Source organism: Paenibacillus wuxiensis (assembly GCF_040195695.1).
Lineage (GTDB): Bacteria > Bacillota > Bacilli > Paenibacillales > Paenibacillaceae > Paenibacillus_B > Paenibacillus_B suaedae.
This window is the reverse complement of the sequence record NZ_JBEFZI010000012.1, coordinates 112,442-125,062: the sequence shown is the minus strand read 5'-3', so window position 1 is coordinate 125,062 and position 12,621 is coordinate 112,442. Positions and strand designations below refer to the sequence as shown.

Sequence of the window (12,621 nt, the reverse complement as noted above, 5' to 3'; positions counted from 1 at the left end):
TTAAAGATTACTACTCTCTAACTTCTCTTTTTCACCCTTACCCATACTATATATCACATCCGTTGCTTTATGCCTCAGCTCAAAGTTACGTCGAATCTCTTCCAAAAAGCATTGAACCGCAGGTGCCAAATACCGGTTTTTCATAACCATCAAATAGACGGTACGTTCCAGCGCTGGTGAATCCAACGTTTTGCGGACAATCGATTCATCCTTCGGTTCGACTAAATAATTTTCAGGGATAATGGCGACCCCAAGATTCTCTCTTACCAATGTCAAAGCGGTCTCGAACCGCTCGATTTCGAATTTGATGTTCGGTGATGCTTGCTCAAGCGCAAAGGCTCTCAAAATATCTTCTCTCGTCTGGAATCCTTCCATGCTAATAATGAAGGGTTCTTTCTCCAACTCTTTGAATGTAATGGAATCCTTCTGGGCTAAAGCGTGTTCCCGATGCAGCACTAGGACTAACCTTTCCTTATACAAAGGGAGCGATTCAATATCGTCTTCATGGATGCACTGGTTCGTAATGACGAGGTGGGTATGGTATTTCCGCAAGGAATCGACCACCGCCTTTCTGCTCAGTACCTCGAACAGCTTAATATGCATCGAAGGAAAGCGGCTGTGATATTCACGGATCACTTGGGGCACCCATTGCCTTACGGACTCGATCATGCCAATCACGAGCTCCCCTCTTCCGGTCAGCTTTACTTCCTCCATCTCTTTTTTCAAAATGTTCATTTGGGAGAGCAGCCGAATCGACTTCTCATACAACACGCTGCCCGCGTCCGTCAGTTCGATTTTTCTCGTGCTTCGTTCGAACAACGGCGATCCGACCTCATGCTCCAAATTTTTAATTGCGTTGCTTAAAGAGGGCTGTGAAATATGCAGTTTTTGCGCAGCTCTGGAATAGCTCAACTGATCGGCAACCGTTACAAAATAATGGAGTTGTTTGATATCCAGAACGATCTTCCTTTCTCTATTTATAGCTTAAAGCTATTAATATATTTGTATTATATATTTAAAATTATAAGAATGTCATCATATAATGAAACAACAGCATACGAGAAAGGGTGGGGTCAATGCGAAAATCGATTGGAGCCGATGTATGGGTCGGCCGAACGGATCATGCAGAGAGAAGAAGCAGCTTCCGCTACCATCAAATTGTGGAGCGGATGGAGCTGGATGCACCATGGGAAACCTTTTCTCCAAACACTTGCGCCATCATCGGTTTTGAATGCGAAGAAGGCGTGCGGCGCAATCAAGGGAGATTAGGTGCAGCGAACGCTCCAAATGCGATCAGGCAAGCGCTCGCAAGTCTCCCTTGGAGAACAGCGGAGGGTCATCGCCTTGTCGATGCGGGAAATGTGACTTGTTCCAATGACAAACTTGAAGATGCCCAGGCAGCATTGGGCTGTGCCGTCTCTGATCTCTTTGCCAAATCTGCTACTCCCATTATTTTAGGCGGAGGACATGAGACGCTATATGGACATTATTTAGGTGTCCGCCAGCATATCGGACCAGATGCTTCACTAGGAATTATCAACATTGACGCCCATTTCGACCTACGCCCCTACGACACTCAGCCATCATCAGGAACGATGTTCCGCCAAATAGTAGAGCAGGATCAGAGCAGCAGCTACTTGGTGCTTGGCATCCAGCGTTTCGGTAATACACAAGAATTGTTCGACAAGGCGGACGAGATCGGTGCCCGCTACATTCTAGAAGAAGACATGCATGAAGGACAGATGGATAACATCCTTTCATCCTTACGTACGTTCATCGAACAACAGGATTATGTCATGCTCACCCTTTGTACCGATGTTCTCAATGCGGCATTTGCGCCGGGAGTCAGTGCTCCCTCTCCTTTCGGATTAACACCGATGGTAGTTCGCACGCTTATTCGCTCGGTCGCCGCTCATAAGAAAACGCTTTCTTTTGATATTTGTGAGGTGAATCCGGTTGTTGACGAGAACGGGAGAACCATAAAACTGGGAGCATACTTAACGAATGAAGCAATCATGACATTTATGGGGAGGAACACTGATGACGCTGGCGCTTAATCAAGTGAATACGATATTTTTGGCTGTAGCCCTGCTTGTACTTGGAACCTTTTTTGTCAGAAAATCGGGAGTACTGCAAAAGTTTTGTATTCCAGCGCCTGTTGTCGGTGGACTGCTGTTTGCTATCCTAGCTACGATCCTGAAAACGACAGGTCTATTAGAAATTACCTTGGATACTTCGCTCCAAAGTCTATTCATGCTCACGTTCTTCACCACGGTAGGATTGGGAGCAAGCTTTCAACTCATCAAGTTAGGCGGAAAACTGCTCGTCATTTACTGGATTGCCTGCGGATTCCTCGCTTTGGCGCAAAATGTAATCGGGGTTTCCCTCGCCTCCTTATTCGACATTCATCCGCTTATTGGGATGATGGCAGGAGCCGTGTCTATGGAAGGCGGACATGGAGCGGCAAGCGCATTTGGACAAACCATTGAAGATCTGGGAATCCATTCGGCATTGTCTATTGGGATCGCGTCAGCTACCTTCGGTCTAATCGCAGGGGGGCTGGTTGGCGGCCCGACGGTAAAATATTTGATAGCGAAATACAACCTGAAGCCGACGGAAACAAATGAAGAAGCAGCAGCGAGCATAGAAGCATACGTTCAACCGATAACGACAAATTCCTTCTTCATCCAAGTGCTGCTCATTACATTCTGTATGGCGCTTGGCACGTATTTGGGAGAACTGTTCACGTCAGCGACAGGCTTTGTCCTTCCTGGATATGTCGGAGCCATGTTCGTGGCTGTTATCGTCCGCAACATTGTGGACAAATTTAATCCGAATGCCATCGACATGAAGAGCATCAATCTGGTTAGCGATGTTACACTTGGCATCTTCCTGTCCATGGCGCTTATGAGCATCAAGTTGTGGGAAGTGGCAGATCTCGCCCTTCCGATTCTCACCATCGTGCTGGTTCAAGTCCTCTTTATCGTTCTGTTCGGGATATTTGTTTTGTTCAGGTTACTGGGCAAAGACTATGACGCCGCCGTGATGGTCGCCGGGTTCACCGGACATGGCCTCGGCGCCACACCCAATGCAATGGCCAATATGGCTGCGGTAACGGAACGCTTCGGGCCTTCCCGCAAAGCGTACCTGATCGTTCCCATTGTAGGCGCCTTTCTTATCGATGTGTTTGCCATGCCGATCATCATTACGACGTTGAATTTATTTAAATAGATACTTGGTGCCCTTTTAGGGATCACCATTCAAAACAAAAAGACCTCCAGCCCACGATGTGGAACTGGAGGTTTTACTGTATTTGCGCAAATGCCATTACTGTTGGTTTGGAATAAATTTTTCCTTCTGAATATTTGTGTTTATTATGGGTCGAGACGTTGAAAGCTTGCATTTCTTTCCGAGAGATCCTATTCTACTATGGATTCTGTTATTTTCTCATCAACATATGCGCGTCTGCAAAGCTTCTGAGGTTAGTCGTTTCTATAAAGTCTTTCTGGTTTTCTCCGACTTCAAGTGCTATTACTTCATCTATGTTATCCCCGGTTATTTTTCGTAATTCAATCATTTTTTTATCTCCTCTCTAAGACAAGCCACTTTCACTCCTAAAATATCCCCAAAACTTGGGATTAGCGCTAATTAAAAAGTAGACTTCCTCGCTTCCCTATGTCTCGATTTCAGAATCATACTCGAAATTAATAATACGGTCGATATAAATTCCCGGATTGCGTAAGAAGCTTTCCCAAGTCATATCATGCAAAATATATACCCACTCATGTTCAATGTCCACACTGACAAACTTGTTCAAACTCGGGCACCATGTGAAAAAGCCAAATGCGTCATAATTATCTACCTCTAACACGAGATTATATAATTCATAGTCATAATACACGAAACGCACAACATCAAAAATGGTACCTAAAATAAGATATTCACTGTAATTATCTGATTCAAAATCAATTCGCTTTTCTACGGTTCCTAATTCCTTAATAACTTCTTTAGGCAAGCCACTATTCACTAGCTGTTCCGTTCGTTTTTGATAGTCATGATATTCGGAAGGCTCATGTGACTTGATGTATTGTTCTAACTCAGCCTCAGCGTATTTGTAAATTCTTGAATAGTTGTATGCACGGCACCCTAATTGATCAGTTATTGTAGTGTCAGCACCGTTTTGAATGAAATATGTAACGGTCTCTAATTGCTCACCCTGCACAGCAGCAATTAGGGGTGTAACGCCATGAGAATATGAATGGCTATCCGTTATGTAACAGTTAATGTTCACGCCTTTACTTACAAGAAGTTCTATAAAATGATTTCTGCCGTCATAAGCACAATCGATGAGCGTTCTCTCACCTGTAATTCTTAAATCGATTCCTAAATCAATTAGCGCGTAAGCACCTGTTTCATTGTCGAATGCAAGAGCTCTGCTAAGTGCAGAGTGGCCAACATGATTAATTGCATTTATATCCGCACCCTTAGAAAGCAAATATTCAAATAGACTACGATCTGCACATCTAGCAGCATTGACCATTACATCGTTCGAGAGTAACGTGCCAAAATCAATGAATAATCTTGCAATTTCAATTTGTTCATAATCAAGAGCACATTCCAAGTAAGAATCATAACAGCTTACGGACTGATGTGGGTTTAATCCATCTTGTAAAAGCAATCGAATACGTTCTACGTCACCTTCTTTTATGAGCTTCTCTACTAGTTCGGATTGTTCCATATTATCATTCATCTCCTTAATCATTAGACACAAACACAAAGATATCCATTTCTCTATTCTTTCTTAATTTCCAAACCTCTTACTCTCAGACTCCCATTGCTTCTCACAACACGATCTGGAACTGTCCAATCCTAAGTATAACTTCCGAGCATTTTATTGGAAATAATATTATCAATCGGGGCTTAGCATTTACAAAGCCCATATCCATAAAGGTTAGATAAACAACTATTTTGATACTTCACATCAAACAGGAGTTGACCTTAACACTAATGTCAGGGTTTATAATGAAGAAGAATCATTCGTGAAGGGGATTTGAACATGAGAATCGGTGAACTTTCCGCCCGAACTGGGGTTAGCCTTCGCTCACTGCGTTATTATGAGCAGCAGGGATTGCTTACTCCCGCTAGGCATACGAATGGCTACCGCGAATATTCAACGTTTGCGGAAGAACAAGTTCGCACCATTCAGTTTTATTTAAGCCTTGGACTTACAACGGAGCAAATCGCCGGATTTCTGCAATGCGTCCTCAAGAATGAAGAAGCCTTCTGTCAAGAAGTGCTCCCGATATATGAGCAAAAGCTTGCGGAAATCGACGAGCAAATCCATCTTCTTCAATCTATAAAGTCCAATCTGCAAGAGCGCATCCGCTTCATTATGAAGGAAAGACAAACAACGAACCGGGAGGAATAACGATGAGTATATACGAAGTTAATGAACAAACATTTCGCGAATCTATTCGCGAGCAAGGGGTTACACTTGTTGAATTCGGAGCAACGTGGTGCCCTCCATGTAAAGCGCTTCTGCCAATTCTCGACGAGTTGGATCATCAATATGGGAAACGGGTAAACGTAGTCAAGGTAGACTGCGACGACTCCCCTGCCATCGCGTCTGAATACCGCGTTATGTCCATGCCGACCGTCATTATGTTTCATAACGGCGAGCCGGTAGAGAAATTAGTCGGACTCCGTCCAAAAAGTGTGTATGAAACGCTGATCGAGCGGTACGCTTAAATTAGGATCTCCATTTCTTATGGAACAAAGAAGGGCATTCCTGTCCTGTTTTTATCCATGACTGAACTTATCCCCGTAAAATAGACAGTTTCAATTCGCAAATGACAACTTTAATCGAATTAATCGCAATAATAAGTAAATAAGTAAGTCTGGCGTTATAACAGTTTGAAAAGTCGCCTAGATCATAGATATCCAGTCTAATACTTTATTTTCTGCTGACACATTATAGCTGCAGCTCATTTTTCTAGTTCGAAAAAAGAATTTTAGGATGGTAGAAATAGAAGAGGTATAGCCAGAACGACCAGGCTATACCTCTTTTTGTTGGCTTATAACTTTGGACATCTGTTGTTCAAACTTCTCTTGCTTCAATAGAGGAGCGCCATTTGATTAGTTGCTCGCAGCTATATAATAGCGAGCAATACATCTATCGTTTTTGTCAAAAACTTTTACGTCTGCATTTCCTCGTTCGTGGGCAAGCACATAACGACCATTAACAATTTCAATATTCTCTTTAGAAGCAATCGAGTAGCTTGCGCCTTTCGTAGGTATTAACCATTTTACTCCTACTTCAATAGGTTGCACTGCGCCAGCAGAAGGACATTCTGCTCTCATAGCGCTGATGTTACCTTGACTGCTTACTGATGGAGCAGCCAATGCAGAACTTGCTACCGAAAACAAAAGCACGACACTTAATAAGCCCATCGTTACTTTTTTCATTTTAATAGTCTCCTTTTGTTTGATAGTTGCTCCTCTGCCTTTATTATATGATGCGCTAAAGGAATGAAATAGCAGACAATGATTACTTTTTATAGTGATCTTTTTGACTTTAATAAAGAGTCCAAAGTCATTTAGGTACGAAAAAGGCCGACCCTTATCGGATCAGCCTGGAATATCTAATATAGACCTAACGAGCTAAAGGAACTTAAATTTCCTTGTTTATGAAAGTATGCTCCCACTGCTGAACTTGAATCGTTTTTCCCAGTTCCAGGAGTATAAGCATCGTAACCTTTCCAAGACCAGTCTTGATAACATTTTCCTCCTTAACTATTTACGCCCATAGGTCTATAACCATATAGAGTATGATCGTCTAACATATCATAGCTACCTGACCATGCTACACCAAACTTATCTGTTAAGTTGAAGAAGCTCGTTCCAAGTTTCAATTTACTTTGCTTTGATAATGTGGATCTTAATCTATGCGCCTCAATTATCTCTTTAATGGTACTGTTGAGTGTACTGCGGTAATACTTGTCGCCAACAGGCTAGTCTTGTCTAATTTAAGTATTCATTAGTGTAATTATCTCAAGCATATAAAACATTAAAGGGCAGTGTCTAAAAGACACCGCCCTTTTTAACATGCAATATTCGTCTTGGGAATGTGTCTATCAGCTTAGAGGTAAGTTCTATTGATGAGCTGACAATTTATTGTGAGAGATTAGTAACGCCAAGGAACGTAAACAGGAGTCTCATGGTTTGCATAAACATAAGCGACTGGAACATAACCATCTCGCGCTTTTTCCCCATTGTGAAGGAAAACACCCACCCAAATCGAATAATCATCAGTAGGTAATCCATGAAGGGTAATTGAAGTACCAGTAACTACCAAATGTTCAACCACCATTTGTCCTGTTCTATTGTTTTTCACTGAGACTTTATTGTGATTAAAATTGCCTGAAAAAGAGTCCCAGTTAATTTTCAAACTTCCAGTAGCGAGTGGTTGTACATCTTCAATTTTCGTTGCTTTAACAGATGGTTTTGGAGCCTCTTGTGCAGCAAGAGCAGAACCTGTTCCAATAGATAGCAGCATTGCTACCGAAAGGAGTGAAAAAGTAAAACGTTTAAACATGATAAATACCTCCTATTACATAATTTGTGTTACACTCCTTATTATACATAAATATCAATAAAATAGAATGATTTTCATCAATGTTTCAACTATATTTTTTCAAAATATAGTCTGTCGGCTCGATATACACAGTCTGACCGCTTGCCGATTCATCCAAGACGGTTCCATGGAACTGCTTTCGCAGCTCCTTCTTGATGGGAAGCACATATCGGCCCTAATCTTTTTTCATAATGCTGTTCTACATAATCCCGAACGAATCGATCACGCGACGATCACAACAGGCTTCTCGTACCATGAAAGGGAATAGCTAGTTATGACCTTCCTCACTGGATGAGATACCGTGTAGTTCATTACCAATTAGGAATTAAGATCCGTAAAAATAAAAAAAGATAGCAACCAGGTATGATCTAGGTTGTTATCTTGGCATTGCGATTAGAAGTGAATAAGAAGTTCTATGAAATTTTCTGAGTTAAATTCGTTATATCCATGTCCCCCGCTAATGACCACATGAACATCATCCTGTCTTGTATGAGGATTTTCGTTGACTGTTGCTTGAAGAACACAGGTCTCTCCTTCGATATCCCTATGCACACAAAAAGCTGCGATCATTTAATGCTTGCGCTCGGGACGCTTCTTATATTAGTAGATAAAGGAGCTTTTTCTTTTCATCATCTGTGAAAGTTATATCATCACCTGTCAACTCGGTGAACTTATCATAAATGGTTCCATAGAAATCTCCATGTATTCGGACATCATAGTAACCTTCACGAATTCCTACTTCTTCTATACCAGCCACATATCCCAAGGGGTTACCTCCGCCCAATCTGGCGGAGGTTCATGTCCATTCCAAGCAATATATTGCTCTCGGGTGAAGAGATCCATCTTGCTGTAACCGCAGTGATATCTGCTTTTTCCACTACTAGATCCCTTATTCAATTCTCCAATCATGTATATCATCTTGGAACGCCGATATGTCGCTGTGTAATTTCCCATTGCCTGTTTTCGTAAATAATTTCAACCTGCCGCCCAAAGTAATATTCCTGATGCATATTCAACATTACAAAATTAAGGCTCATACATAAAAAATTACCCCCGTAAAAAAACTACGAGGGGTAATTTTTTTCAAAAAGTATTCTATTTGAGATCTGATCCATTTAATTAATGAAATTTTGAGGAACACATTCACGAACACCAGCATTTTTCAATGAGTTAAATAAAGCTGCATCGATGATTAATATAACATTGTTGTCACTTCCATTTTCTAAATCATAGATTACCCAGTATGCGTTATCTACTGTAAAAATACACTTTCGTTCTAATTTAAATCCAGGTGGTACAATTGGAAGTGTCGCAACTGGTACACACTCGTTCGTATCTCCTTCAGCACTGATAAAATTGAAAGTTTGCTGGTCAATTTCATAGATATTAACCGGATCAATCTCCACACCTTTATCTGGAACTGTAATTTCATCTTCGACTAATAGGAAAAAACGTTCGTTTCGAAAATTGAAAAGACATCTCGCCCCAATTTCAAATGAAGCCATTTATATCCATCCCCTTTTCGCAACATTTGTAGATTGCACGTTGCATTACATAATATGCTATATTGATAGATTTGATAACGGCACGTACCAGTCAGAAGAAAATCAAGGTTTACAACTACCTTCCAGGTAAAAGCTTCCCCCACCTATTTAGTGCTGGCCGTGATCGTGATTACATTCTTTCTGCACACCAGACTTTTAAGTGATGATATTATCGTGCAGAGATGAGGTGATAGGATTCATGAATACGTACAGAACAGCAGAAATCGCGCGTAGCATTGGAATCCATCCTAATACTGTGCGCCTTTATGAGGAACTTGGTCTTACGCCAAACCGTACTGAGGAATAAGTAAAAGGCTTGCAGGAAAACCTAAATCCGGTAACTTTATTAATTAACGGATCTAGGAGGTTGGCTAATGGCAAAGTTTTTTGTATTAGCAGTATTATTATTGGTGGCAGGTTGTTCGTCCCATAACAATATGATGCAAAAGCAAGTGACTCCTATGCAAACACGAATTTCAACTCATGATCATGCTACTGCGCCAAACTCTGTCCTCACACAGGCATCATCAACAGCTACGTCATGGAAAGAGCGATCTTCCATGACAACAAAAGAAGCACAAAATGGAATTCCATTGGATTTGTTGGATCTGATTCGAACACCGGATGGAAATCCAGCAAACCAGGTACCTACAGGGAATCCTGAAAATAAGGAGCCAACAGGTTCAACAGGATCAGCACAGGAAGGTACTGTGGATAATCATTTATCCGAATTCGAGCAGCAGGTTCTAGATCTAGTAAATCAAGAGAGGTCCAAAGCAGGATTAGGTTCCTTGAGTAGGAGTGGAGAATTGTCAAATGTGGCTATGGTCAAGGCACAGGACATGTACAACAACAATTACTTTGATCATAATTCTCCCACACATGGATCCCTCTTCGATATGTTGAAGGAATTCGGGATTACATTCAACACCGCTGGAGAAAACATCGCAAAAGGGCAAACTACCCCTACCCAGGTTATGAAGGATTGGATGAATAGCCCAGGCCACAGAGCAAATATACTGAATAATAACTATACCCATATCGGTATTGCTTTTTATAACAACACATGGGTTCAGGAATTTACTGGATAACGCCTTTCATCTCCCAACAATAACGGTTCAAAAACCCGCAATTTATGCGGGTTTTTGGCACTTCAGGCTGACCCCTCTCCGTCTATTGGCAAGTTAATGTTCTCTGATGCTCCCAGATAACGATGTACGAACATCCCACTTAGTAGCGTTCAACTCACTTTTAAAATTCAAGTCAATATGTCGTAATAATGGTAATATATTGAATAATATCATCTTTTAAACGAGGTGGAACAGTGTTGGAAGATATTTCAAAAATGATTGCCATCGTGATATATATGGCAACTATGCTAGGTATAGGGTGGTATGCTTTCCGAAAAACAACAAACTTGACGGACTATATGTTAGGGGGACGTTCCTTAGGGCCTGCTGTAACTGCTTTAAGTGCTGGCGCTGCCGATATGAGCGGATGGCTGTTAATGGGGCTTCCGGGAGGGATTTACCTGACAGGACTGTCAAATATGTGGATTGCCATTGGCTTATCGGTTGGCGCCTATCTGAACTGGCTGTTTATTGCCCCACGTTTGCGCACATACACGGAAGTTTCCGGGAACTCCATTACCATTCCGTCATTTTTGGAAAATCGATTTAAGGATAGCACCAAACTTCTGCGGATTGTTTCCTCCATTGTTATCCTCATTTTCTTTACGTTCTATATTTCCTCAGGTATGGTGGCAGGAGCCGTCTTTTTTGAAAACTCCTTCTCCCTTCCTTACATAGCGGGGCTGCTCCTCGTATCCGGAGTGGTTGTTGCCTATACATTGTTTGGGGGCTTTCTTGCTGTCAGTTGGACGGACTTTGTCCAAGGAATTATCATGCTGCTTGCTCTTATCCTTGTACCAGTGTTAGCAATGAGCGAGACGGGTGGGTTTGCCAACACCGTTGATACAATCAGAGCCATAGATCCGTCCCTCCTAGATTTATTTAACGGAACTACTGTGCTCGGCATCATCTCTGCAGCTGCCTGGGGACTTGGCTATGTTGGCCAACCGCATATTATCGTCCGATTTATGGCCATCCGCTCTGTACAAGAGACCAAAACTGCGCGACGTATTGGTATGGGCTGGATGGTTGCCACATTACTTGGCGCTTCATTAACAGCATTAGTAGGTCTTGCTTTTTTTGCACAAACAAATTATACATTGTCTAATCCAGAAGCTGTCTTCATTCAACTTGGACAAATTTTATTCCATCCGTTTATTGCCGGACTTGTCCTTGCTGCCGTATTGGCTGCAATAATGAGCACGGTTTCTTCTCAGCTCATTGTAACCTCTAGTGCATTGACAGAAGATTTATATAAGCTGATTTTGCGTAAAAATGCCTCTGATGAAGAACTTGTGTTCTTTGGACGAATGGCTGTTCTAACGATTTCAGTCATCGCCTGCCTGCTTGCGCTGGGCGGTGAAAACAAAACCATTTTAAGTCTTGTCGCTTATGCCTGGGCCGGTTTTGGCGCTTCTTTTGGCCCCGTTATCCTGTTAAGCCTATACTGGAGAAAAATGACCAATTGGGGTGCCATTGTCGGAATGTTAGCAGGCGCAACAACAGTGATTATTTGGAAAAATATTGACTTGCAAATTACTAGAGATGTATACGAAATCATTCCCGGATTTATCGTCAACCTTATCGTCATTATTGCCATAAGTCTGTTTACCTATCAACGGGACGAAGCTATCGAGAAAGAGTTTGATACCAGCTTGAAACGGTTACACACGAATGTAAAAGAAGCATGATCAATTTGGGCTTACATCCCTGCAATACGCCGAGAACAATGCTCGAATGATGCTCACTCACCTTGGAGAAATGAAAACGAAATTTACAACAAACCCTACACTTTAACACCAGACTTTGCTCTGGTGTTATTTTATTTATGCAAAGAGAGCATTAAAGAGGGATCTGATCACGTGGAAACAACGATCAAGGTAGAAAACTTGAGCAAGTCTTACGCCAATGTCAAAGCAGTTGTTCATCTAAATCTATCGATTTGTCGTGGTGAAGGTTTTGGCTTACTGGGCGCAAACGGTGCAGGCAAAAGCAAAAGGTCGGTGGACTGGCGCCAAACATGAAAATAGCAAGTGCTGTAGCCAGCCTGATCTATTTCCCAATGCTTATTTTCTCTGGTGCTACCTTGCCTTATGAAGTAATGCCTGCGGCGCTTCAAAAAGTGGCCGATATATTACCGCTAACACAGGGCACTAAGATGTGGAAAGCCGCTTCACTTGGCCTGCCAATGGATAGTATCATCATCCCCGTGGTTGTAATGATTGTACTTACAGTGATATGTATGAGTATGTCTCTGCGCTTCTTCAAGTGGAATTAATAGTGATATAAACAGTGACAGTCTAGGACTTAATTT

General features: G+C 41.9%; 15 protein-coding genes. 8 read left to right on the top strand and 7 right to left on the bottom strand.

All coding sequences use genetic code 11. The annotated features are described in order from the left end of the window. A complete protein-coding gene (locus tag ABN764_RS24790) occupies positions 1 to 957 on the bottom strand; it encodes a LysR family transcriptional regulator (RefSeq protein ID WP_446673434.1) in 957 nt (318 codons plus the stop codon). A 119-nt stretch (positions 958 to 1,076) separates the two neighbouring features. On the opposite strand from ABN764_RS24790, the gene hutG reads away from it, so the two are divergent. Then, the gene (gene hutG / locus ABN764_RS24785) at positions 1,077 to 2,057 is read left to right on the top strand and encodes a formimidoylglutamase (protein ID WP_446673411.1); all 981 of its coding nucleotides are present in this window, start codon (positions 1,077 to 1,079) and stop codon (positions 2,055 to 2,057) included. Then, on the top strand, positions 2,041 to 3,231 hold the full coding sequence (gltS, locus tag ABN764_RS24780; RefSeq protein ID WP_446673410.1) for a sodium/glutamate symporter: 1,191 nt from the start codon (positions 2,041 to 2,043) through the stop codon (positions 3,229 to 3,231). The genes hutG and gltS overlap by 17 nt, the downstream gene beginning before the upstream one ends. 208 nt (positions 3,232 to 3,439) lie before the next feature. On the opposite strand, the gene ABN764_RS24775 is transcribed toward gltS, so the two are convergent. Then, on the bottom strand, positions 3,440 to 3,577 hold the full coding sequence (locus tag ABN764_RS24775) for a hypothetical protein (RefSeq protein ID WP_446673409.1): 138 nt from the start codon (positions 3,575 to 3,577) through the stop codon (positions 3,440 to 3,442). A gap of 96 nt (positions 3,578 to 3,673) precedes the next feature. Then, the gene (locus tag ABN764_RS24770) at positions 3,674 to 4,738 is read right to left on the bottom strand and encodes an ankyrin repeat domain-containing protein (RefSeq protein WP_446673408.1); all 1,065 of its coding nucleotides are present in this window, start codon (positions 4,736 to 4,738) and stop codon (positions 3,674 to 3,676) included. A 318-nt stretch (positions 4,739 to 5,056) separates the two neighbouring features. Here ABN764_RS24770 and ABN764_RS24765 point away from each other — a divergent pair, with 318 nt between their 5' ends. Next, positions 5,057 to 5,428, top strand: coding sequence for a MerR family transcriptional regulator (locus ABN764_RS24765; protein ID WP_028532044.1), 372 nt, complete (start codon positions 5,057 to 5,059; stop codon positions 5,426 to 5,428). 2 nt (positions 5,429 to 5,430) lie between these two features. After that, on the top strand, positions 5,431 to 5,748 hold the full coding sequence (trxA, locus tag ABN764_RS24760) for a thioredoxin (protein WP_446673407.1): 318 nt from the start codon (positions 5,431 to 5,433) through the stop codon (positions 5,746 to 5,748). Positions 5,749 to 6,135: 387 nt separating this feature from the next. Here trxA and ABN764_RS24755 read toward each other — a convergent pair whose 3' ends face one another. The 4 genes from ABN764_RS24755 to ABN764_RS24740 form a co-directional block, all read right to left on the bottom strand. Then, the gene (locus tag ABN764_RS24755; RefSeq protein WP_072730762.1) at positions 6,136 to 6,465 is read right to left on the bottom strand and encodes a BLB8/JUQZ-1 family protein; all 330 of its coding nucleotides are present in this window, start codon (positions 6,463 to 6,465) and stop codon (positions 6,136 to 6,138) included. A 718-nt stretch (positions 6,466 to 7,183) separates the two neighbouring features. Continuing rightward, positions 7,184 to 7,594, bottom strand: coding sequence for a hypothetical protein (locus ABN764_RS24750; RefSeq protein WP_268627490.1), 411 nt, complete (start codon positions 7,592 to 7,594; stop codon positions 7,184 to 7,186). Between the two features lie 634 nt (positions 7,595 to 8,228). Continuing rightward, the gene (locus tag ABN764_RS24745) at positions 8,229 to 8,399 is read right to left on the bottom strand and encodes a hypothetical protein (protein ID WP_446673406.1); all 171 of its coding nucleotides are present in this window, start codon (positions 8,397 to 8,399) and stop codon (positions 8,229 to 8,231) included. 349 nt (positions 8,400 to 8,748) lie between these two features. Then, positions 8,749 to 9,138 (bottom strand): hypothetical protein, encoded by a 390-nt coding sequence (locus ABN764_RS24740; protein WP_021255866.1) that lies wholly within the window; start codon positions 9,136 to 9,138, stop codon positions 8,749 to 8,751. 413 nt (positions 9,139 to 9,551) lie between these two features. Here ABN764_RS24740 and ABN764_RS24735 point away from each other — a divergent pair, with 413 nt between their 5' ends. The 4 genes from ABN764_RS24735 to ABN764_RS24720 all read left to right on the top strand — a co-directional run bounded on the left by ABN764_RS24735 (position 9,552) and on the right by ABN764_RS24720 (position 12,585). Next, positions 9,552 to 10,268 (top strand): CAP domain-containing protein, encoded by a 717-nt coding sequence (locus ABN764_RS24735; protein WP_446673405.1) that lies wholly within the window; start codon positions 9,552 to 9,554, stop codon positions 10,266 to 10,268. A 233-nt stretch (positions 10,269 to 10,501) separates the two neighbouring features. Continuing rightward, entirely contained in the window at positions 10,502 to 11,998 is a 1,497-nt protein-coding gene (putP, locus tag ABN764_RS24730; RefSeq protein WP_446673404.1) for a sodium/proline symporter PutP, read from the top strand. Between the two features lie 171 nt (positions 11,999 to 12,169). Next, positions 12,170 to 12,331 carry a hypothetical protein gene (locus tag ABN764_RS24725; RefSeq protein ID WP_446673403.1) on the top strand — a complete coding sequence of 54 codons (162 nt, stop codon included), beginning with the start codon at positions 12,170 to 12,172 and terminating at the stop codon, positions 12,329 to 12,331. Next, a complete protein-coding gene (locus ABN764_RS24720) occupies positions 12,328 to 12,585 on the top strand; it encodes an ABC transporter permease (RefSeq protein ID WP_268627499.1) in 258 nt (85 codons plus the stop codon). Before ABN764_RS24725 ends, ABN764_RS24720 begins: the two co-directional genes overlap by 4 nt. The last annotated feature ends 36 nt before the right edge of the window (positions 12,586 to 12,621 follow it).

What these genes read in the sequence shown, in the direction of transcription:
- ABN764_RS24765 (WP_028532044.1), top strand. Translation starts at nt 5,057, where the DNA reads ATGAGAATCGGTGAACTTTCCGCCCGAACTGGGGTTAGCCTTCGCTCA.
- ABN764_RS24755 (WP_072730762.1), bottom strand. Translation starts at nt 6,465, where the DNA reads ATGAAAAAAGTAACGATGGGCTTATTAAGTGTCGTGCTTTTGTTTTCG.
- hutG (WP_446673411.1), top strand. Translation starts at nt 1,077, where the DNA reads ATGCGAAAATCGATTGGAGCCGATGTATGGGTCGGCCGAACGGATCAT.
- ABN764_RS24770 (WP_446673408.1), bottom strand. Translation starts at nt 4,738, where the DNA reads ATGGAACAATCCGAACTAGTAGAGAAGCTCATAAAAGAAGGTGACGTA.
- ABN764_RS24735 (WP_446673405.1), top strand. Translation starts at nt 9,552, where the DNA reads ATGGCAAAGTTTTTTGTATTAGCAGTATTATTATTGGTGGCAGGTTGT.
- gltS (WP_446673410.1), top strand. Translation starts at nt 2,041, where the DNA reads ATGACGCTGGCGCTTAATCAAGTGAATACGATATTTTTGGCTGTAGCC.
- ABN764_RS24775 (WP_446673409.1), bottom strand. Translation starts at nt 3,577, where the DNA reads ATGATTGAATTACGAAAAATAACCGGGGATAACATAGATGAAGTAATA.
- ABN764_RS24720 (WP_268627499.1), top strand. Translation starts at nt 12,328, where the DNA reads ATGAAAATAGCAAGTGCTGTAGCCAGCCTGATCTATTTCCCAATGCTT.
- ABN764_RS24740 (WP_021255866.1), bottom strand. Translation starts at nt 9,138, where the DNA reads ATGGCTTCATTTGAAATTGGGGCGAGATGTCTTTTCAATTTTCGAAAC.
- ABN764_RS24750 (WP_268627490.1), bottom strand. Translation starts at nt 7,594, where the DNA reads ATGTTTAAACGTTTTACTTTTTCACTCCTTTCGGTAGCAATGCTGCTA.
- trxA (WP_446673407.1), top strand. Translation starts at nt 5,431, where the DNA reads ATGAGTATATACGAAGTTAATGAACAAACATTTCGCGAATCTATTCGC.